The 21,832-nt window shown below is 46.8% G+C and carries 19 protein-coding genes and 2 pseudogenes; 4 read left to right on the top strand and 17 right to left on the bottom strand.

The genetic code is table 11. The features are described 5' to 3' along the window. Positions 1 to 683: 683 nt before the first annotated feature. From VNM22_15575 to ileS, 5 genes and pseudogenes are all read right to left on the bottom strand, one after another. Positions 684 to 785, bottom strand: a pseudogene (locus VNM22_15575) (integrase). 87 nt (positions 786 to 872) lie between these two features. Continuing rightward, positions 873 to 1,124, bottom strand: a pseudogene (locus VNM22_15570) (OsmC family protein). Positions 1,125 to 1,145: 21 nt separating this feature from the next. Continuing rightward, complete coding sequence (locus VNM22_15565; protein ID HWP48582.1) at positions 1,146 to 1,346, bottom strand: hypothetical protein; 201 nt, start codon at positions 1,344 to 1,346, stop codon at positions 1,146 to 1,148. Positions 1,347 to 1,360: 14 nt separating this feature from the next. Next, positions 1,361 to 1,831, bottom strand: a complete 471-nt coding sequence (gene lspA / locus VNM22_15560; protein HWP48581.1) for a signal peptidase II — start codon at positions 1,829 to 1,831, stop codon at positions 1,361 to 1,363. 60 nt (positions 1,832 to 1,891) lie between these two features. After that, entirely contained in the window at positions 1,892 to 4,705 is a 2,814-nt protein-coding gene (gene ileS / locus VNM22_15555) for an isoleucine--tRNA ligase (GenBank protein ID HWP48580.1), read from the bottom strand. A gap of 387 nt (positions 4,706 to 5,092) precedes the next feature. On the opposite strand from ileS, the gene VNM22_15550 reads away from it, so the two are divergent. Further along, positions 5,093 to 5,458, top strand: a complete 366-nt coding sequence (locus VNM22_15550) for a PH domain-containing protein (GenBank protein HWP48579.1) — start codon at positions 5,093 to 5,095, stop codon at positions 5,456 to 5,458. Positions 5,459 to 5,563: 105 nt separating this feature from the next. Continuing rightward, a complete protein-coding gene (locus tag VNM22_15545; protein ID HWP48578.1) occupies positions 5,564 to 5,851 on the top strand; it encodes a twin-arginine translocase TatA/TatE family subunit in 288 nt (95 codons plus the stop codon). Positions 5,852 to 5,933: 82 nt separating this feature from the next. Here the strand turns inward: VNM22_15545 and VNM22_15540 are convergent, their stop codons facing one another. The 12 genes from VNM22_15540 to VNM22_15485 form a co-directional block, all read right to left on the bottom strand. Beyond that, entirely contained in the window at positions 5,934 to 6,212 is a 279-nt protein-coding gene (locus VNM22_15540; protein ID HWP48577.1) for a hypothetical protein, read from the bottom strand. 89 nt (positions 6,213 to 6,301) lie between these two features. Then, a complete protein-coding gene (locus VNM22_15535; protein ID HWP48576.1) occupies positions 6,302 to 7,087 on the bottom strand; it encodes a methyltransferase domain-containing protein in 786 nt (261 codons plus the stop codon). Between the two features lie 59 nt (positions 7,088 to 7,146). Continuing rightward, a complete protein-coding gene (locus VNM22_15530) occupies positions 7,147 to 7,572 on the bottom strand; it encodes a PaaI family thioesterase (GenBank protein ID HWP48575.1) in 426 nt (141 codons plus the stop codon). Positions 7,573 to 7,808: 236 nt separating this feature from the next. Next, entirely contained in the window at positions 7,809 to 8,567 is a 759-nt protein-coding gene (locus VNM22_15525; GenBank protein ID HWP48574.1) for an EamA family transporter, read from the bottom strand. A 312-nt stretch (positions 8,568 to 8,879) separates the two neighbouring features. Further along, complete coding sequence (locus VNM22_15520; protein ID HWP48573.1) at positions 8,880 to 9,896, bottom strand: GntR family transcriptional regulator; 1,017 nt, start codon at positions 9,894 to 9,896, stop codon at positions 8,880 to 8,882. A 248-nt stretch (positions 9,897 to 10,144) separates the two neighbouring features. After that, complete coding sequence (locus tag VNM22_15515) at positions 10,145 to 10,852, bottom strand: DUF169 domain-containing protein (protein ID HWP48572.1); 708 nt, start codon at positions 10,850 to 10,852, stop codon at positions 10,145 to 10,147. Positions 10,853 to 11,438: 586 nt separating this feature from the next. Beyond that, positions 11,439 to 12,461 carry a glycosyltransferase family 9 protein gene (locus VNM22_15510; protein HWP48571.1) on the bottom strand — a complete coding sequence of 341 codons (1,023 nt, stop codon included), beginning with the start codon at positions 12,459 to 12,461 and terminating at the stop codon, positions 11,439 to 11,441. Between the two features lie 17 nt (positions 12,462 to 12,478). Then, a complete protein-coding gene (locus VNM22_15505) occupies positions 12,479 to 13,609 on the bottom strand; it encodes a glycosyltransferase family 4 protein (GenBank protein HWP48570.1) in 1,131 nt (376 codons plus the stop codon). 36 nt (positions 13,610 to 13,645) lie between these two features. Further along, positions 13,646 to 14,461, bottom strand: coding sequence for a glycosyltransferase family 2 protein (locus VNM22_15500; protein HWP48569.1), 816 nt, complete (start codon positions 14,459 to 14,461; stop codon positions 13,646 to 13,648). A 117-nt stretch (positions 14,462 to 14,578) separates the two neighbouring features. Then, entirely contained in the window at positions 14,579 to 15,718 is a 1,140-nt protein-coding gene (locus tag VNM22_15495; protein ID HWP48568.1) for a glycosyltransferase, read from the bottom strand. A gap of 428 nt (positions 15,719 to 16,146) precedes the next feature. Continuing rightward, a complete protein-coding gene (waaF, locus tag VNM22_15490; GenBank protein HWP48567.1) occupies positions 16,147 to 17,202 on the bottom strand; it encodes a lipopolysaccharide heptosyltransferase II in 1,056 nt (351 codons plus the stop codon). Between the two features lie 94 nt (positions 17,203 to 17,296). Continuing rightward, positions 17,297 to 18,253: a hypothetical protein gene (locus VNM22_15485; protein HWP48566.1), complete on the bottom strand. Its 957-nt coding sequence runs from the start codon at positions 18,251 to 18,253 to the stop codon at positions 17,297 to 17,299. A gap of 269 nt (positions 18,254 to 18,522) precedes the next feature. Here VNM22_15485 and VNM22_15480 point away from each other — a divergent pair, with 269 nt between their 5' ends. Together VNM22_15480 and VNM22_15475 are read left to right on the top strand one after the other, a co-directional pair. Beyond that, complete coding sequence (locus VNM22_15480; GenBank protein ID HWP48565.1) at positions 18,523 to 20,025, top strand: long-chain fatty acid--CoA ligase; 1,503 nt, start codon at positions 18,523 to 18,525, stop codon at positions 20,023 to 20,025. 165 nt (positions 20,026 to 20,190) lie between these two features. Further along, positions 20,191 to 21,786: a long-chain-fatty-acid--CoA ligase gene (locus VNM22_15475; GenBank protein HWP48564.1), complete on the top strand. Its 1,596-nt coding sequence runs from the start codon at positions 20,191 to 20,193 to the stop codon at positions 21,784 to 21,786. Positions 21,787 to 21,832 lie beyond the last annotated feature (46 nt).

Here is a 21,832-nt window from a genome sequence, read left to right as displayed (position 1 = left end):
ATGTCTTCCCCTCCAACTACCATCAAACGAGGACGTTTGACTTACTATCATGTAGACCCTCCTACGGGTATCGTACGCCGCCACCATCTGGATAAAAGCGGCCTGCAAAGGGCAATCCGCCAGGCGGCCCGCGATGCCCACATCACCAAGCCTGTCAGCCCCCGTACCTTCCGCCACTCCTTTGCCACCCACTTGCTTACAAATGGCTACGACATCCGCACCGTGTACGGGCGCACGGCCGTGCGCCCGTACTATATGTTAAATTCCAAGGAACCTATAAAACGATTAGCAAGGAAGGCGGAGCTGGCCCGAAGTTCATACACTCGTGTAGCCCAATGACGCTGAGCTTTATAACTGGCATCGAGGGAGAAGAGCTAGCAAAGAGAGCGGCACATCGGCAGGGTGCCACTAAAACTATTGATTAAGCTAAACGAAGTCGCAAGAGTGGGCACGCACTTCAAAGATCCGAGTAAGTCAGACGAAGTGAGTCTTTGAAAGCTGGGTATCTCGACCCAAAGGAAGAAGGAGTCCGTGCATGCCTGACGTAAAAGGATTCGTGGGGTGGCTCCGCTTCGCTCCCTACCCCACGAATCCTGGGTTGAGCTAAGCCGGTGTTTGGAATTTGAACGGAATCCTTTAAGGGGACTCAGAGAGCATTTTAATTGAGATCTCTTGTACCGGGTTCATCGAGGAGGTGAATCCAATGGGCTGCGAATGGCCATGGCGCCTTTCTGGAGGACGTGGGTGTAAATCATGGTGGTCCTCACGTCCTTGTGGCCAAGGACTGTAGGGGCGCACGGCCGTGCACCCCTACAGTTCCATTTTGGTAGGGAAACCTTAACCCTTTGAGTTTAACCTAAGGGGTAAAAAGTTTAAACCAGCTCTTCTAATCGATATTCGGTCGTGATGGTAATGGCTTTGTACAGGGATCGGTAAACCGGACAATAATCCTTATGAAAATCATGCACCCGCTGGATGGTCTCCCGGGCACTGGCCGGTGCCTTAAGGTAATAAATCACATGAATACGCTTGATCACCAGTACTTTATTCTCGGTTTCGATTTCACCCCTGACTTCGGCTGTTAAACGTCCATTACTTGCCTCAATCTTGCGCGCTTCCAGCGCACCTCCAAAGGTACCGGTTAGTCATCCACCCGTTGCGGCAACAATATAATCCAGGGTGGTGGCATGGGGTTCTGAAACGTCGGGGCTGATACCATAATGTCTGGCCACTGCGCCGTGTACCCCGAAGCGTACAGGCTCCGATTCAGCAGGTAAATAGGCTAACCGTAAGGGACCTACCTTACGTTCAATCTTCACATGGGAAACATAAGTTACTTCTGCCATAAAGACTCCTTCTTTTATTTTTTTCTGAGCATTTCTAAAATAAGTAGAACAACCCCCACGGTGATGGCCGAATCGGCAACATTAAAGGCAGGCCAGTAGAATTTATCATACCAGTGAACCAGGATAAAATCGATCACGGCCCCCAACCGTATGCGGTCGATTAAATTTCCCAAGGTTCCGCCTATGAGGAGAGGTAGGGCAATCTGAACCAGTTTTCCTTCTTTGGAAGCGTATTTGAACGCCACGAAGAGCATCACAAGAGCTATAAACGAAATAGCCAGAAAGAAGTAATGGCTAAAAGAAAAACCGGCTAAAATCCCAAAGGCTGCCCCGGTATTTTTATAGTACACAATATCCAGAAAGTTTGGAATAACAGAGATGTTAGACCGGTACAAAACCAGGTTTTGGACAATAAGAAACTTCGTTATAATATCCAGCCCCACAACCAGGGCTATGATAAGCAGGGCAGCCAAATATCTGGGCATCTTGGGAGTGCAGGCGTCCTGCCTGTCCCTTTAGGGAAGTACAGGCTTTTGCCTGTCACCTTATAAATCCGATACAACCGCCGAGCACCGCTCACAAAGGGTGGGATGTTGCGGGTTCTTTCCTACATAGGGACTGTACTGCCAGCATCTTTCACACTTCTCCCCTTCAGCTTTTGTGATTTTGACCCGGAGCCCTTTAACATATTCACTGGTAAAAACATCCCCTGGGGGTTGAACCGTGGGCTCATAAAGTACGGTTGCCGAAACGATCGAGAGGGTACTCAGTTGCTTTTCATAAGCTTGAAGGAACCGATAAAGTTCCTCGGAGACGTATAGGTGCACGGCGGCATCCAAGGAGTGGCCAATCCATTTTTCTTTTCTGGCCTGTTCCAGGGCCTTAGAGATTTCACCCCGGATCTCCAGGAGTTTATCCCAATTGGTGGCCAGTTGTTCGTTCACATAGGTAGGATTAACCTCCGGGAGGGTTTGTAGATGGACACTTCCTCCTTCTCTTCGACCGAGTTCGGGGTCGATCTTGATAAGATGCTGCCAGACCTCTTCAGCCGTAAAGGAAAGGATGGGAGCCATCAATTTAACCATGGCCGTTAAAACTTCCCACAGGACCGTTTGAGCCGCCCGACGTTGGGGGGAGTTGGCCTTGGAGGTATAAAGTCGATCTTTCAAGATATCCAGATAAAGGGCACTCATATCCACTGCACAGAAATTATGAAAGGCATGGAAGAAAATATGAAACTCGAATTTTTCAAAGGCTTTTCGAACCCGCTCGATCAACTTTTGGAGCCTGTGGAGTGCCCACTTATCTAACTCTTCCAGTTGGGCATAGGGGATCATATCCCGGTTCGGATTAAAATCGTAGAGATTTCCCAGCAGGTACCGACAGGTATTCCGAATCCGGAAATAAGCGTCTGCCAGTCGCTTCAAGATTTCATCGGAAATGCGAATATCATCCCGATAATCCTCGGCAGATACCCATAAACGGAGAATCTCTGCGCCGTACTTGTTGATAACATCCTGTGGGGCAATGGTGTTACCCAGGGATTTGGACATCTTTCTTCCCTGACCGTCCACCACAAAACCATGGGTCAGGACCGATTTGTAAGGAGCGGCTCCCCGGGTTCCTACGGCCGCCAGCAGGGAACTATGAAACCATCCCCGGTGCTGATCGCTCCCCTCCAGATACATATCCGCCGGCCAGGCCAAATCCTCTCGAACGGCCAATACGGCTGCCTGACTGACCCCGGAATCAAACCATACGTCCAGAATATCGGTTTCTTTAACAAATTCCTTCCCCCCACAGCGAGGACAGGATGTTCCCTCGGGGAGAAGATCTTCCTCGGAAGCCGTAAAGTAAATATCCGCTCCATGGATAGCTACCTTGTCTGCAACAAAGTCTATGATCTTTTTGTCCAGAAGTAGATAATTACAGGCTTTACAATAGAAGGCTACAATAGGAACTCCCCAGGCCCGCTGCCGGGAAATACACCAGTCAGGCCGATGGGCAATCATGTTGGAAATCCTTTCCTCTCCCCAAGAAGGAATCCAGGTTACCTTCTGGATCCACACAAGGCATTTCTGGCGTAAATTGTCTACTTCCATGGAAATAAACCACTGGGGAGTAGAACGGAAGATTACCGGGTTTTTACACCGCCAGCAATGGGGATACGAATGCGTCAGTTTCTCCTCGGCCAGTAAAGATCCATTTTCCCGCATTTTCTGAATAATGGCCGAATTGGCTTTAAAAACATTCATCCCGGCAAAGAACGGAACATCCGAGGTAAACCGTCCCTGACTATCGACCGGCGTATAAATCTCTAATCCATATTTTACGCCGCTTTCGTAATCTTCTTGCCCATGACCCGGGGCCGTATGAACACAACCGGTTCCTTGATCCAGAGTCACATAATCGGCCAGGATTAATTTGGATTCTCGATCTATAAAGGGATGTTTAGCAACCAATCCTTCCACTACTTTCCCGGGGAAAGTTCCAAGAACCGTGAAATCCTTGATTCCGGCCTTCTTCAGCGTTTCTTCCAACAATTCTTTGACTACAATATAAACCTCTCCGTTTACCTGCACGGCCGTGTAAGTGTACTCCGGATGAAACGCAATGGCCAGGTTAGCCGGTAAAGTCCAGGGCGTCGTCGTCCAGATAAGGATGTAGGTCTTTTTATCTTTTAGGACCGGAAGGATACGTTCCGGGTCCGATACCAATGGAAATTTTACATAAACCGAAGGAGACTCATGATCGTAATACTCCACTTCGGCCTCAGCAAGTGCAGTTTCACAATGGATACACCAGTAAACCGGCTTCAAGCCCTTGTAAACACTCCCTTTTTCTACAAACTTAGCAAGTTCCCGGATGGTATCGGCCTCGTACCTGTAATCCATGGTCGTATAGGGATGCTCCCAGTCACCCAGAACTCCCAGGCGCTTAAACTCATTTCGTTGGATATCGATAAATTTACGGGCATACTGCCGACAAAGTTTACGTATTTCATCTTTGCCCATCTGGCTTTTCTTATCACCCAGGGTCTTCTCAACTTGATGTTCGATAGGTAATCCGTGGCAATCCCATCCCGGAACGTACACAGCATTATAGCCCATCATGGAGTGAGATTTAACCACAAAATCCTTTAAGATCTTGTTAAGGGCAGTCCCAATATGAATATGTCCGTTGGCGTAAGGGGGCCCATCATGTAAAATATATTTGGTTTTATCGGCAAACTTCTGCCGGATTTGCTGGTAAAGTTTTTGTTCTTCCCAACCTTTAAGGATCTCAGGCTCCCGCTTCGGGAGATTGGCTTTCATGGGAAAATCGGTTTTAGGTAAATTTAAAGTGTTTTTATAATCCATTTTCTGAGTCTCCTAAATTCTTTTCTATTTAAATTCTGGTTTATATCCTTTATAAGATAAGGTCTGCTTCCTCATCTGTAAAGATAGATCCTCAAGTTTTATACCGAAGTCTTGACCAGAGTCCAGAAAATTGGAAGTTTCTGCTTGACCCGCAGGATCTGTGTATGTAAGATTTATTATAGCCTGGTGATAGGGTTTATCCAGGTTATTCATATCACATACCAAGATTTGGTTTGGACGTAAAACCTTTTCCCCCTCTCCGGCCCTCCCCGTGGACGGGGAGGGGGGCCAGGGGGGTGTTCAGAGAGAAAAAGTGACCCCTACTAAATTGTTACAGGTACTATCCAGGTTTTATCCGTGAATCTTTTCATAAAAAGAGGTAAATTTATGGAAAAAGATACGGTAACCCTCCTGGAGCTGAGACCCAGCTTCTGGGGGTTCAATATTTGGGCGAGTCTATCTACGAAATACATCCTGACCGAGGACTACCTGCTCATCAATAACGGACTGCTCAGTAAAGAATACAACCGAATTCCCCTCTATAAAGTTGCAGATATTACCGTTCGACAATCCTTGCTTCAAAGATTGTACGGACTTGGAGATATTATTGTTATAAGTTCAGATGTGACAGAACCCAGGCTAACGCTTAAATCTATTCCCGATGCACCGAAAGTAGCCGATATGATCTCGAAGCAAGTAGATCTTGCAAAACGAAAACGTCGTATCATCATCGAAGAAGAAGGAGGGCACTAACATATCCTTAAAAAGGGAGTGTAAGATTCCCTTTAAAGATTTCAGGAATCAAGAACCTAGAGAAAGAATATATTCTTTCCCACGTTCTTGCTTTTTCTTCCTACTATGTTTGGAATTGGTTTACCGGAATTAGTCTTGATTTTTATCATTGCTCTATTGGTGATAGGCCCTGAAAAGCTTCCAGAAGTGGCGAGGACGCTGGGGCGAACTCTGGGTGAATTTAAGCGGGTTGCAGAGGAAATGAAACAAACCATCACCGCCGAAATGCAAGAAGAAATCAATCGGCCTTACAGACCTCCTAAAAGAGAAGAGCCTCCTCCATTGCCTGCAGAACGCAACCCAGAAATTAAATCTCCGGAAGAAATTAAAAACAATGGGATGCCGGGCTCCTAAGATCCCCATGGAAGACCGGAACCTTCTTTACCAGGAAGAAGTTCCTCGCCTGGAATCCCGTCGCTTCTGTCAGGGAAAGATATCAGCCGGTTAAAAAAGCTAAAACACCTACCAAAGCCAGACTTGCCAGGATAATTAAGAATAGGTCCAGGGCATTTTTCCATCTCCAGTTAAAAGCAACACTCAGAATCGGCCGGCCCTGCACCCCATTACCCTCATAACATAAGTTTTCTTCATCATCGGATTGTAAAACCGATTCCTCCTTTTTGAGGAAGAGGGTCCTCCTTTGCCGAATAGGTTTTAACTCAGAAGGTTTTTCTGCTGCGATAAACTTTGAAAGGTACAGATTAAAGTTATCCATGATTTTGGCCTCCATTGTTTTAAAGTTCTATTAAACTAGAACAATTAAGGGAAACAAAATTAAAAGACGGGATCAGACTTTTATCCAGATTAACCGGCTTCTTCCCCTTTGATTCCGACCACGACCCTCCAGGTATGAAAGAACATCAGTTGTTGATCCCGCATAAAGGGATCCATCCCGGTTGATCCTGAACTCTGGATTTCCCGTGAGAGTTCCTCTAAAATCACCTGACGGGTTTCTGGCTCCGGATCTGTCAGGTCTAACCAGCGCTGGACATTCACTTCGATCCTGCGGGATTCGGCATAGATCCCGGTTAATCCGGCTTCCCGTAGCAGGTTGTTCAGCTCGGTTGCCGTCAAGGCCCGGGTATGGGAAGGATCTCTTAACCGTTCCAGACGATTGTAATTTGCGGCCTGTACGTCATTTTCAGGGGATACCAGGTCAATAACGCCTACTTTTCCATGGGGGCGACAGACCCGAACCATCTCATCGATCTGAATTCGGGGATTCACAAAGTGGTGCAGGGCAAAACGACAGACGACCCTGTCAAAGGTATTATCCGGGAAGGGTAAGGTTTCTGCGAGGCCTCTCAGAAAGAAAATGTTTTTTAAGTTAGCCTGCCGGGAAGAATGTTTTCCCTGCGCCAGCATCGCAGGGGTTGTATCAAGGGCCACAACCTGTTCTACGTAGGGTGCCATAGCACGGCTGAGATGACCTGTTCCGGCTGCAACATCCAGTACCCGGAAATTGCTTTGTAAAGTCAGGGGAGCAATCATCCATTGTAGATATTCCGGGTTTGCAAGGGTGAGACCTTTTTCCTCGAAACGACTTGCCTGTTTGCTAAACGCCTCCTGGATCAATTGATGGGGATTCATAAGATCAGCGTCCCTTTCCGTAGGTATCCGACCGGTACAAGAGTGACAAACGATCCCGGCTAAAAATAGGAACCGGAATCGGGTCGGATATAGGTCAGGGTGTGATGGGTTAATAATTTACCGTCTTTGTTTAAACACTCGGCAACTCCATAAACCAGGCGTCTACCCAGTTTCAGGATTTTGGCCGTACAAAAAAAATCTTCCTGTCTGGCTGCGTGGAGAAAGGCCGTTTTCATTTCAACCGTTACCAGCCCGGGGGTTCTTCCAAGTTGGGTCATAATGGCCAGCCACATGGCCACATCGGCTGCCGCCATGAATACCGGTCCACTTAGGATTTTATCCGGGCGCTCGAAAATATCCTGAAAAGGCACCTGAACGGTACATAGACCCTCTCCGATCTCATGGATTTTGAATCCATAAATTTTTGCAAAGGGGGTTTCCAGCAAGAGTTGCTCCAGTTCCTGTTTTGTTACGGTCGGGGTCATCGCTTTCGCTTTACCTCCTTTAAAGTTTCCTCTGAGATCCATTAACCATTCAACTCATGACGGGTCTGGATCCGGAGTATACGCGGGAATATGGAAGTTCGAGGCGATGGGCGCTCCTGTTGTCCAATAATTACGGCTACGGAACCTATGATAATGGCGGCCGCCAGAAGTATTCTTAACCCAATAGCCTCCTCGGCAAGCCATCAGCCAAGAAAAATGGCAACCATGGGATTAACCTAGGCATAGGTGGGTACAGCCGCTACAGAAGTTTTCTTGAGTAACCAGATATAAGCCACATAGGTTATAAGAGAACCGAATACAATGAGATATAAAAGTGAAAGCAGGGAACGCGCAGAAAGTGTGGTAAGATGGATACGAGAACCTTCTCCCAGGAGGAGTCCCAGGGTGGTCATGAGTATACCTCCTACAAGCATTTCCATCCCTGCTGTCTGGAAAGGAACCGGCTGGAGAATAGCATGGCGGGAGAAGATGGAACCCTCCGCCCATGAAATGGCAGCGGCAATCAAAACAACCGCTCCCATGGGATCTATGTTTTTACCCTCTTCGGTAAGGATTCCGGGACCTATCAAAAGGGCGACTCCGATAAACCCGGCGATAAGTCCGATCAGGACCCGTAGATTTGGTCGTGTCCCCCCGGTCGGAAGGCATCGATCAAAATCATCCACATGGGCATGGTGGATAAAAGTAGGGGCGTAAGGCCTTACGCCCTTACAAGAACCGGTAGGGACAAATTGTTCGGCCCAGGCTACTCCACCGGTACCAAAGGCCGGAAGTAAGATTCCAATAATGGTAGCGTTCCCCCAATGTTTGCGGGTAGGTTTAGAAGCACTCTGAAAACGGGCCCAGTTGTAAAGAATGGACCCTGCAATCAAGAATCGTATACCTATCATGAGAAAAGGTGGGATCGCTTCAATGGCAAAACGCATGGCCAGATAGGTCGATCCCCAAACCACATAAATCAGGGCAAATGCCATAAAGAGAAGAGCTTTTTGGGATTTCCCTCCAACAGAAGAGGAACTTACGTTTAAACGCTTTACGCCTGCATGATGAGTCTTTCGCCTATCCTTCTTCATAGCCTTGAGTTAGATTAACTTTTCAAAACTTTGTAGGGGCGTAAGGCCTTACGCCCCTACGAAGAAAAACCACCCGGTTGTTGCGAGGTTATATAGTTCTAATGTTCTAAAAAACTAGAACAAGCTGGAAAAAGAAAACAACCCTTAGAAACTAAAGGAAGGTCTGGTAATCCAGACCCCTTTTCCAGAGGGGTCACATAGAAACGGGATATCCTACCCGGGTTGGCTTCCAGAGTCCGGTTGTTGACTTTCAATCCCTTTCTGCTTCCTCTGCCGGATTTCCTCAATAGCCTCTTTCAGCATCTGGATTCCTCCCTGGTCTAACACCCGGTCATATACGATCAATTTTACCTGGGGAGGTAATTGAGCTTTAACTTTCTCAAAGCAGGCCTGGGAAGTTAAAACGGTATCTACCTGTTGAATTTTCTCCTTAAATAAAGCCAGATCGGTCATAGGAAAAGGAATCGGAATGACGTTGGTAAGTCCCGAGTTAAGGATGGATCCCTCCATGTTTTTAACTCCACGCCAGCTAATACACACAATTCCAAGCCGGGTTTTCTCCGGTAAACTGGACAACTCCATGAGCGTTTTAATATGAGGACCCGCCATAATTCCGATAACCTCAAAGGGGGCATTTTTCAAGAGCTCCTTGATTTCATGCAAATGAAAGAAGGTCGTCACCGCGAGATCTATATCCTTCGAAGGATAATATCCAGTGTTGATTTGCCGCTCTACCTCATCTACCAGAAAGGTCTTAATTTCAATCCCAACCTCCTTCTCCAGTTGCTCTTTGTAGAATTTCAAATCCGCCTGGTTACACTCGATGAAATGAACTTCGAGGGGACGAGGTTTCTTCCTGGCTTCCATCTGGGCTCTACTGAAAGCGGCCAGAGCAAACTCTTCTGGGCTAATCCCTTTCGCCTTTGCCTTGGCAATTGCCTCCTCCAAAATTTCCAGGAGCTCGGACATGTTTTTCTCCTCCGTTCGGGCCTTCTGCTCGGCTACAAAGCACCCCTTACCATGTAAGCAATAAAGAAACTTTTCCTTTTCCAACTCTTTATAAACGGTAAAGACGGTATTCTGATTTATCCTTAGAAAGCCGGCCAGCTGTCGAACCGTCGGAAGCCGTTCATGGGGCTGCAGTTTACCAGTCTTGATCAAGAATTTGATCTGCTCGGCAAGCTGTGCCTTGATCGAGAAGCCGCTATTTTTATCAATGGAAAGTTGCATGGCCAAAAATTCCCCAATCTGGAATTTGAACTTAAAGTGTTATAGAACACTATAACAATAATAGCTTCAAAGAAAATTTCCGTCAAGGAAAAAAATAGAATTTAATGAAAGAAACTTCCCCCTGCTTCAACTACCGGCTCTCAGGGAACTGAGTATTCCTTCTTGAATCGCTATTTAGCCTCTATACTCCGTGTTCTTATAGGGGCGTAAGGCTCCGTGTTCTTGTAGGGGCGTAAGGCCTTACGCCCCTACAAGAACTTTGCTTTATGTTCCTGGTAGAAGGCTTTCATGACCCGATTAGCTTCAAGGGTGACCTTCAGGGCTTCAAGAAATTCCTGAATCCTTTTCCCTGGGAGAACCGCCAGGATTTTATCTTCTTGAATTTCGGTAAAGGTTCGCATACCCATACAACCCAGGGAGAGGGTAGATCGTCCTTGTTCAAATGCAATGGGTAAAGCTGCACAGGCCGGTCGTCCAAAGGTAGCAGAGGGGGAAATTGAGGTCCAACGGACATTTCCGGCAGCCTCGCCGCATAGCATGGCCTGGCGTGGCGTCAACCACATTAAGATTAAATCGGGTTCCAGGGGGAAATCCTTCAAAGGTCCGTAGACAATTCCACTCTTTTTCTTCTTGATGGAAGGAAGTTTTTCAGCTTCTTCCGGGGATAAATAGCCGGCATTGCACATCTTCTGAACAAATCCTTTAAGTTCCTCTTGAATCGCTTCGGGCATATCAAATCCCATGACCTTTGAACCCACCGGGCAGTTAAAATGCTTTTCTGCCGGAGCATAGAAGATGGCGGACTCCGCTTTTCGCCAGAAGCTACAGGCAGAAGGTGTATCCCGGTCAAATACAGGTATTCCATCCGGTAGGGTTTCGACAAACGAAAGGCCTATGGGAGGAATGTCCAGTTCCAGATGAGAAGAAATTTCTTCGGCTATTTCGCGATACTTCATCTTTATCCTCCTATCTCTTTATTCCATCAGGCACCCTAAGCGTTCCATTTCTTGTAGGGGCGTAAGGCCTTACGCCCCTACTCTTTCCCCTCACCCCCGGTCCCGCTTCCACAAGGGGAGCAAGGAGCCGGCAAGTCTCCAGATCAACTCTCCACTCCCCTCTCCGCCCCCACCCCTTCCCCCCGTCCACGGGGGAAGAGGGGGGAGGGGTCTGGGGTGAAGGAGAATAACCCAAAATTAGCTTTACAAATTGTAGGGGCATAAGGCCTTATGCCCCTACTCTTAGTTTGATGTCTATGGGGTACCCTCCGGGGTCCTCAAAAGGAGTTTATTAAAAAGATATTTCTGCCGGTAGATTGTCAAGGTGCTATAAAAACTTTTCGGTCATAATTTTTATCTAGGGGATAAAGAGAAAGGTTAAAGAACGTAGGGGCGTAAGGCCTTACGCCCCTACTTTATCTAAATGCCAATATTATAAATCTGCAAGGTCGCAGACCTTTGCATCAAGTTGGGGATTTAAGAACGTAGGGGCGTAAGGCCTTACGCCCCTACTCCTTCAGCCTTCAGCAGGTAGAGAAGCCCTCTCTTAGTCTTCACTCCTTATCTGTTCAAGAAGTTCTTTACAGGCTTCGGCTACCTTTTCTACCGTCAGATATCGCATACACTCCATCTGGTAGGCACAACTTTTCTTTTCACAGGGTCGGCAGGAGACGGATTCATAGACCACCCGATGGAAAGGCGAAGGGTAGGTCCAGTTTGCTTCATTTGTCGGTCCCAGAATGGTTAGCGTGGGGGTTCCTCTGGCTACCGCGATATGTCGGGGAGCCGATTCATTTCCGATATGAAGCCGGCTTTTATCCAACAGAGCAGCCAGTTGAAGAAGGTCGGTAGGACAGGCCAGGATATGGGGACGATGGCATTTTTTGAGGATCGATACCACTTCTTCTTTTTCTCCGGGTCCCCAGAGAAAGATGATTTTAGCTCCACAGGTATCTGAAAGCCAGTCGGCTAATTGGGCATATTTCTCCGGTATCCATTTCCGATGTTGCCTTCGGCTTGTAGGACTGATAGTGATGACCAAGTCAGGCTTAGAGATGCCCTGAGCGGCGAGAAATTCCTCGATATAAGCCCTGGCTTCTTCGGGTACTTCCAGATAGGGCGGAGTGAGATCTCCTTCCAGGCCGATGGCCTTTAACAAGGCGAGCTTATCCAGAGTGGCATAGCCTTTGCCGGCCTGAATTTTGGGTGTAATATTGTAAAAAAAAGCCCTGAGAGGATGGTAGCTGGCCACCCGATATTTTGCTCCGCTGAGAAGCGTAAGCCAGCCACTTCGGGGATTTCTGAAGAAATCAAGGACCAAATCGTATTGCTGACGGCGAATCTGACGGATCAGTTCAAGTTCTTCCCGCCAGGAACCGTAGCGATTTCTTATAATCACCTCATCCAGATGAGGGTTATTCCTGACCAGAGGAGCGGAAGCTCTTTCCGTCAGAAAAGCTATATGGCTATGGGGATAGTAGGTCCGCAAGACCCTCAAAGCGGGGGTAGTGAGAAGGACATCTCCTACCTGACGAAGTTGAATAACGAGTATTTTATGGGCTTCCAACATTTTAGAAATTTTCGTCCTTATCTTACCAGCCTGACCTTTAAAGCCTCCCGATAAACCGCCTCGGTTTCCTCTACCAGGCGATGGATATTAAATCTACGTTCGGCGGTTTTACGGGCTTCTTGGGCTAAACTGCGGGCTTTTTCCGGATTTTTTAACAGAAAACCGATGGCCTCGGCCAGGGCTTCTGAATTTTTAGGAGGTACCAGCACTCCATTCACGCCGTTATCGATAACCTCTGGAATAATTCCAACCTGGGTAGCTACGATTGGCTTTCCCGATGCCATCAACTCTAAAACTACCCGACAATTGGCCTCTGATCCAATAGAAGTTACAATACCTATATCCAATGCCGCCATGACCTTCTCAATATCCGGATGAAACCCTGTCAGGATAAAATAAGGGGAAAGATGGAGTTGCCCGATGAGGTCTTTGAGTCGCACAATGTCTTCATCTTCTTCCTTAATCGCCAATAAAAATCGGACCGAAGGATCTATCTGAATAATCTTGGAAGCCGCTGCGATAAGATATTGATGCCCCTTGATGTATCCTACTCTTCCGATGATGCCGATAAGTTTGACGTTTTCCTCAAGGGTAAGTTCTTTTCTTTTCACCCTTCCATCTAAAAAAGGATGAAATCTTTGGAGATCTACACTCCCGTAGATGGTTTGAACCTGATGAGCAGAAAGAAAGAGATCCCGGCATAGATTCCTTCGAATGACTTCCCCAGAGGTAATCACCTTATCGGTCCATTTTCCATACAAGAATCGGTTTAAGGGGTTATTTCGGACCGGACGCATATCCCCCCGGGTTCGTACCAGGGCCGGTTTATTTTGAGCCAGTTTAGCAGCCAGGGCAACGAAGCAGTATCCTTCCGAGCGGTGGGCATTGATCACATCGAATCTTTCCTGATTCAGGAAGCGCAAAAATCCGCGGAATCCCTTGTAGAGCGTATAGGGATTAAAACCCCACAGGTCAAAGGAGGTAAGGATCGGGAAATTTTCTTCCTCCGCCCGGCGTATAACCGGACTATGGGGAAGGCCCAGGATGGTTACTTTATGTCCCCGGTCCCGAAGACCTTTGGATAAATTCAAGGCATAGGAAGCTTCTGCGTTCCACCAGCGGACATTGATGATCTGAAGAAGGTTCATTTTCTTAGGACTAAAGACAGGGAGGTGGAAGATAATTCATTGCCTTTCCAAGTCCTCCTGCTCCCGCGCCTTATCAATTTTCCCGAGTTCCCATGGTTTCGTGTCCCCATGCCCTTTGGGATTTTGGGAGAGTTCCCACATCTTGGCATATTTAATAAATACCTGAAAAGCGGACATTCCACTTATAATAAGGCCCCGGGTTCCCTCTAAGAAAGCTCTTTTAAGGAAATATTTCTTGAAAAAAGCAAAAAGCGCCCTCAAAAAAATGGTATGACCTCGAACGGGTTTTCGGATCTGTTCAGCGGCAATGGTGGTAAACTGGTTAATCTTGTTGACGTGATGAGCTAAATTATCGTAGGAAAAGTGGTAAAGGTCTCCCTTCAAGTAGCCGACCCTTCCCTTTAATACCACCTTTTCATGGATGCCCGGTCCTTCCCACCTGGCCAGGCTCTTCTTAAACAATCGCAGTTTATAGTCCGGGTACCAGCCGGCATATCGGATCCAGGTTCCCAGGTAAAAAACCCGCCTCGGGATATAATAACCGTCAAACTCATCGGTTTGTAAAGCCCTCTTTATTTCCTCTGCCAGTTCCGGAGAGACCCGCTCATCGGCATCCAGGTTTAAAATCCATTCATGGGATGCCTTTTCCAGGGCCAGGTTTTTTTGAACTACATAGCCCTGCCAGGGAATCTGATAGACTTTATCGGTATAACGTTTGCAAATCTCCAGGGTACGATCGGTACTGAAAGAATCGACAACAACGATTTCATCTGCCCACTTAACACTTTCCAGGGCGTCGGCGATCTTATTTTCCTCGTTATAGGTGATGAGGGTTACAGATAAAGCGGACATATACTTAATAAGTACGGGCGTACAGCCGTACGCCCGTACAAGTCAAGGAAGAATTTACCGTTGTAACGGTTACAGTGACTTTACCGTGTTCTTGTAGGGGCGTAAGGCCTTACGTCCCTACTTTTTTCTTAAAATTTCCAGGTAAAGAGCTTCTGTCCTTTCGACCATCTTATCCATGCCGTAGGCCTGGATTTTCTTGACGGCGGCCTGGCCCATGTGTTGTCTTTTCTTCCTATCCTTCAGCAAGGCAATAACTGCAGCGGCTAGCTCCCCCACGAGTTCTTTATGAAAACCTCCCTTTGCAGCTTCCCGATAAGGAATCAGGATTCCTTCAACTCCATGGGTAATAAGTTCCCGGACCCCACCTGTATCCAGGGCTATGACCGGTTTTCCCAGGGCCATGGCCTCCTTTACAGTGCCTGGAGAGCCTTCAGAGAAAGAGGTTGAGAGAAGGATATCCAGATCTGCCAGAATTTCAGGAATATCCGACCGGAATCCCAACAAATAAACGGTTTGATTTAAACCCAGGGTATTGATCTGGCTTTGAAGGGCTGATCGCAAGGGACCATCCCCCACCAGGATAACTTTGACTTCTGGAATCTGTTTCAAGATCTCGGGAACGGCCTGAATCAGCAAAGATTGACCTTTTTCGGGAGAGAGATATCCTATGACACCCACCAGTAAGGCATCTTCAGGAAGCTTGAGTTCCAGATGTAATCGGCCGGATAGGATCCGGGGATTAAACCTGACTAAATCGACCCCACTGGGGATTACAATGATTTTATCTTCCTCGATTCCACTTCTCAGAAGCTGACTTCGGACTTCATGGGAAACGGCTATAATTTTGTCGATACCCCATTGATACTTGAATCGGCTTAATCGGGAGCGAAGGGGAAATTGAACCCTGCGGGAGAGGATACAGACGGGAATTCGGGCAATTTTACCGGCCAGAGAACCCAAAGTTACCGCATGGGCCGTATGCATGTGGAGGATGTGAACCTGTTCTTGACGTAAAATTTGAGCCATCCGAAAGACGGCCTGAACATCCCATTCTCCCCTCATGGAAAGGGTAATGATTTTCAGATGGGGCTTTAAGGAAGGTTCTTCAAGAGCTTCAACTCTCCCGGCCAGGGCACTTCCAGGCGGGGTGATGAGAAAGTTGGTGTAACCTTTTCGGGCCAGACCCAGGGACAAATAAAACAATTGGACCTCTCCACCTCGCCATGAAACCTCTGTTGTTATGTGAGCGATATTCATCTCCGAAGTATGAAGGTCGGGGAGTAGGGGCGTACGGCCGTACGCCCCTATGTTAGATTTTTTCTCGCCTGACCCCCTGACTCCATAGGCGGGTTAAGAAGGTTAGCCGCAGTGGGGTGACCTTATGCAAGCTTTTCTTATAGGGATAACAGGTTTTTTCCCTATACTGTGCCCGCCTTTTTTAAGTAGGGGCGGAAGGCCTTCCGCCCCTACTCAAGCACCAGCATAAGACCAGAAGGAATTACTTTATTAACCCCAACACCCCCCTGGCCCCTCTCTCCCTCCCCGCAGGCGGGGAGGGAAGGGGGTGGAGTGGGGAAAGGGAAAACCGGCAGATCTCCAAGTAGGGGCGGAAGGCCTTCCGCCCCTACTTCCCACACCTCCCTACTCCCACACCCCACACTCCCCTACTCCATCTTCCTGTCTTTTTAAATACCCAGGAGACTTTCGGCAGCTCCTAAAACATCCTCTACCGTAATGGCTTTCATGCAGAGGAAATGACCCTGGGGACATTTCTTGCGTCCGTGCTCCCCACAGGGTCTGCAGGGAAGCGTTTTTTCAACCACAACGGCTTTTTTATGTAAAGGTGCGTAGCCTTGAGAGGGTACCGTAGAGCCAAAAATAGCGACGGTAGGAATCTTTCTTGCCGATGCAATATGCATCGGGCCGCTGTCGTTGGTGATAAAGAGATCGCATCGGTCGATGATTGCAGCCAAATCCGATAGCGTTGTCTGGCCGGCCAGATTGATCAGACAACGACGTTGATCCTCCGAGCTAAATCGACATTGAGAAGAAATTTTCTTGCAAAGGTCAAGGTCTTCCTTGCTTCCTAAAAGAAGGACGGTTCCCCGGTAATTTTCTATGAGTCGGGGAATTAATTCCGAGAATTTCTCCGGAATCCATCTTTTGGTCGGCCATATGGAACCCGGGCTGATTCCAATAAGAGGTTTTCTCTTTAAATCTACACCCGCCCTTTCCAGAAGTTGGGCGGCAGCCTCCTGATCCTCCTGGATTACAGGAAGGACCATCTCTGTGGAAAAAATCTTGGGAGTCAAGGTCAAAGGAGCCAAAAGAGAAAGATTACGTTCGATGTCATGCTTATAGGAGCGAAAAGGAACTCTATGGTGATACAAATACTGACCCAATCCGGTTTTGAATCCGATTCGTTTAGGAATTCCAGCCATCCATAAAAGCAAGGCGGTTCGTAAGGAGCGGTGGGGCGATAAGGCCAGGTTAAAATTGGACTTCCGGAGTTCTTTGACAACTCTAAAGAAAGCCTTGATTCCTTTATCGGAGTCCCGCTTGTCATAGATGAGAATTTCATCTACATCGGGATTATTTTTAAGTAAGGATTGGGAGGGGGGCCGAACAAGGACCGAGATGGTAGTATATGGGAAGAGTTGACGAAGAGCCTTTAGCAGGGGGGTTGTCAATAAAACATCCCCGATAAAGGCCGTCTGTACTACTAAAATCTTGTGAAACATGCTTGCAGGTAACCCCAGAAGATTTATCTACCGATGAAATCCGGTTTGATTCGCCAGGGTTAAAACTCGATTACTTCATAACCCAAGGACGCTTCTAACTTAACTCCCTTTCCAGATTATCTCTGAATTCTTTAATCCTCTGGAGACCTTTAGAAAAGGAATCTAAATCTCTGGCCACAATCCGTTCTGGCGGAGGCAGGATATTATTGAGATAACTTTGAAAAGTATGAAATTGGGGATCTTCTACAACCGTTTTAAGTAGAAGCCTTCGAAGGGGTTCATACTTAGGTCCATTCAGAATCGTTTCTATGGCCCGGCGTTTTTCTTCCTCAGAAGGAGGCTGTAGGGAAAGCGATGGGGCACGTTCAGATACCAGGGAAGAGTTATATTTACCGGCCTCTTCACCGGTATGGGGAGATTTATTGTCGGGAACGAGTTCTAAGGCAGAGAACCCTGGTTTGGGAATCGAGACAGATCCAGAAGCAGGGGCTTCTTTAACTTTCTTTTTTAAATCCTCCAGAATAGCTTCCTCACTACTTCCATTAGCCATGCGCCTGGCCAATATATTCTGCAAATCCCTCAGGCTGCTTTTAAAAGTCCTTAAGTCTTTCACTTCTTCCTGACGGTTGAGAAGTTCTTTACAAATTTGATTGAAAACATAATAGTTTCCATCCTCCACGGCAACTTGTTTTAAATAACTCTTGAACACGGGCTGATTGCCCAGAAAATAATCAATAAAAGCCGCTTTTTCTTTTTGGAGGACTTCCTGATGGGATTTACATCGCATCAATTCCAGAAAATGCCCTTCTTTATCCTCAAAGGGGAGGGAGTAAATATGTTGCAAAATCATGCTTAGCCCTCTGCGCAGGTTGTCAATCGAGTCAATTTCCACTTTACTTTCAGGATTTAACAACAGCAACAGACGTTGAATTCCCTGATACTCGTCCTTCTCAAAAAGGACTAAAAGGGCTCTTTGTACGTGAGCCATGGTTTTAAAAAACTGCATGATAATGCGTTTTCCTTTACCTTTATCTTCGGCAGAAATACCCATGATGTTAACTCCCTTTCCCGATAGTTAAACCTTTCTCCCTATAATCTTGATAATCTTGTCTCCCTATAGTCTTGAAACAGAATATAATAACGACCCGGATCTGTCAAGTAGAAAACAAAATGCCTCAGGGACAAGAAGGTTCTCAGGCCTTTCAAATTTTCTCCTTGACTTCTTGTTAATAACTCTATTTAATCTTATCTTAATTTAATTCCTTAGCTATAGGGTATAACCAAATATAAATCTTTTTCAGGAGAAATATAAAGGTTAACATGATCTTAGGTCAGATGTTGGAAGAAACTGCCGAAAGATTCCCGCATCACATAGCGATTAAATTCGGCAAGCAAAAAATAACCTTTAAGCAACTGGATGAAGCCGTCAATCGATTAAGCCAGGCTCTTCTTAAACGGGATGTACAGGAAGGGGACAAGGTTGGTATACTTCTTGAGAATAAGCCGGAATATATTATCAGCTATTTCGCCATTCTTAAAACCGGAGGAGTTGTCGTTCCTCTTAACACTTTTCTGACCGGCGTAGAGCTGGCCTATATTATGAATGATTGCCAGCTCAAGGCGATAATTACTTCTAAAAAATTTTTAGAAACCCTTCAACCCATACTACCTCAGGTGTTGTCATTAAAATACACAATCTTGATGGATGACGACTCGAAAGAATTTCTTTCGTTGAACAGGTTAATGGAAGCTGAACTCCCTGTATCTCCGGGAAAAAAGCTAAATCCTGAGAATCTGGCCGTTTTAATTTATACCTCTGGTACAACCGGTCATCCCAAGGGAGTTATGTTGTCCCATAAGAATCTGTATTCAAATATCGAGAGTTGCATCCGGGCATTTAAATTTTCCCATAGGGATAGGTTCCTGTTGTTTTTACCACTTTTTCATGCCTTTACCTTTACGGTTTGTGTTTTAGCCCCCATATATGGGGGAGCCAGAATCATCCTGTTGGAATCGGTAAAGTCCTTGGAGGAAATAAAAAAGAGCATCTTATGGGACCGTGTGACCATTTTTGTAGGGGTTCCGGCGGTTTTCAATATTCTGGCCGAGAGAAAAGTACCCTGGATTGTTAAATATCTTCATGCCATTCGGGCTTTTATCTCGGGTTCGGCTCCACTCTCGGCGGCAACCATTGAAAAGATAGAGAAGAAATTCGGAGCTCCGTTGCTCGAAGGCTATGGTTTATCGGAGGCCTCTCCGGTTGTTTCGGTTAACCCGTTAGAAGGGGTCCGAAAGGTAGGTTCGGTAGGCCTGCCTATACCCCAGGTTCAGGTCAAGATAGTCGATGCAGAAGGAAATGATCTTCCGGTGGGACAGGAAGGAGAAATCGCCGTTAAAGGCCCCAATGTCATGCTTGGATATTACCGCTTACCTGAAGCAACTCAAAGTGTCCTTCGAGATGGCTGGTTATTAACGGGAGATATAGGAAAGCTTGATGAAGATGGGTATCTCTACATTCTAGATCGAAAGAAGGATATGCTGTTGGTACGAGGGATCAACGTATACCCCAGGGAGATCGAAGAGGTCCTGCTCTCCCATCCCCAGATAGTAGAATGTGCCGTGATCGGGGTAAAGGATGAACAGCGCGGAGAGGTACCCAAAGCCTTTATCGTCCTTAAAGAAGGTGCTGCCCTGACTGAACGAGAAATCCGACGATATTGTATGGAAAAACTGGCCAGATATAAGATACCTCGTTATATCGAGTTCAGAAAATCTCTACCCAAAACGCCTACAGGTAAAATTCTCAAAAGAGAACTCAGGTGAAAAGAGACAGAGCCTCCCCGAAGGGCTATGAAAGGTATGGGAGTGGGAAAGTGTGGGGGTATGGGGGTATGGGAGTATGGGAGTGTGGGAGAATAATTACTTATACTCCCATACTCCCATACCCCCATACCCCCATACCCCCATACCCTTCGGGGATAGAAACCTATGAATCTTCAAGATCCCTCTATGACTTTAGGGACCATGTTAGAGGAGATTGCTGCGGAACATCCCCGGCGAAAGGGTCTTATTTTTGAAGGAAAAAAGTTTACCTATCGGCTGATGAACCAGAGGGTCAACCAGATTGCCAATGGTTTAAATAAACTGGGGGTTCGATTCGGTCATAAGGTTGCGATTCTTCTTCCTAATTGTCCGGAGTTTATTTTCACCTATTTTGCAGTTTCTAAACTGGGTGGAATCAACGTACCTATCAACACTTTTTTATCTTCCGAAGAGGTCAAATTCATTTTGAATGACTGTGAGGTTTCCACCCTTGTAACCAGCCCCGAGTTATTTGAACTCGTTAAGCCGATCCGATCCGATCTGCCGAAATTAAAATCTATCCTTATGGTGGGCGGAAAAGATGGGGTGGAGGGAGCTATTCCCCTTGAACGCTTTGATAAAGAACCTCTGGAGCTTGAAGAAAAATTTGGGGTGAGAAAAGAAGATGTGGTTGTGATCCACTATACATCGGGTACCACAGGGAAACCCAAAGGGGCCATGCTTTCCCATAAAAACCTCTTGGCGGCTATTGATGCCAATATCGATGCCATCCGGATCAGTCATCGGGATCGTGTTTTGGTTTTTCTCCCCTTATTCCACGCTTACACGTTTATCAACTGTACACTGGCTACTTTCAGTCAAGGAGCTCGGGTTATCCTTTTAACCTCTGTAAAACCTTTCAAACGGGTTGTGAATACTATTTTGTTCTCCAGGGTTTCTGTTTTAGTAGGAATCCCTCCGGTTTACCACGCCCTGGTTACTGCAAAAGTTCCCAGGTTCTTCCATTGGATTAATCCCATTCGGGTTTGTATTTCAGGCGCTGCAGCCCTTCCTGCGGAGGTTCTAAAACAATTTGAAAAAAAATTTAAAATTCCCCTGTTGGAAGGTTACGGTTTATCTGAGGCCTCGGCCGGTGTTAGCGTCAATCCCCTCCATGGGAAGCGAAAACCTCTATCCGTAGGATTACCCATCAAGGGGGTCCAGATTAAGGTCATAGATGAAGATGGAAACAGTATCGAGACGCCCAACAAGGTAGGAGAGTTACTCGTTAAAGGGGATACGGTTATGGTGGGGTATTATAATCAACCTGAGGAAACAGCCAAGACCCTCCAGGAGGGATGGCTACATACCGGAGACCTGGTTAAGATCGACGAGGAGGGATACATCTACATCGTAGATCGTAAAAAAGACATGCTCATCGTTCGAGGGATGAACGTGTACCCCCGGGAAGTGGAAGAGGTTCTCTATACCCATCCCAAAGTGGCCGAATGCGCAGTTATTGGAGTTCCCGATAAACAGCGGGGGGAAGTCCCGAAGGCCTTTATTACCCTAAAGGAAGGGGTCACGGCGACCGAAAAAGAGTTCAGACGATTCTGCCATGAAAAGATCGCCATGTACAAAAACCCTAAATACTTCGAGTTCCGAACTTCCCTGCCAAAAACACCAACCGGTAAAATCTTGAAAAAAGCCCTTCGGGAAGAGGAACTCCAAAAAGCTCAAGATGCCCTGGCCAAAGAAGAAGTCGGAGAAGAGGAATTTTAGAAGAAAGGTCAGGAATCGGCATTCAGAATAACCCGGGATTTAGCAG

Source organism: Candidatus Limnocylindrales bacterium, assembly GCA_035559535.1.
Classification (GTDB): domain Bacteria; phylum Moduliflexota; class Moduliflexia; order Moduliflexales; family JAUQPW01; genus JAUQPW01.
The sequence above is the reverse complement of the archived record's forward strand: the minus strand, read 5'-3'. Positions and strand labels throughout refer to the sequence as shown.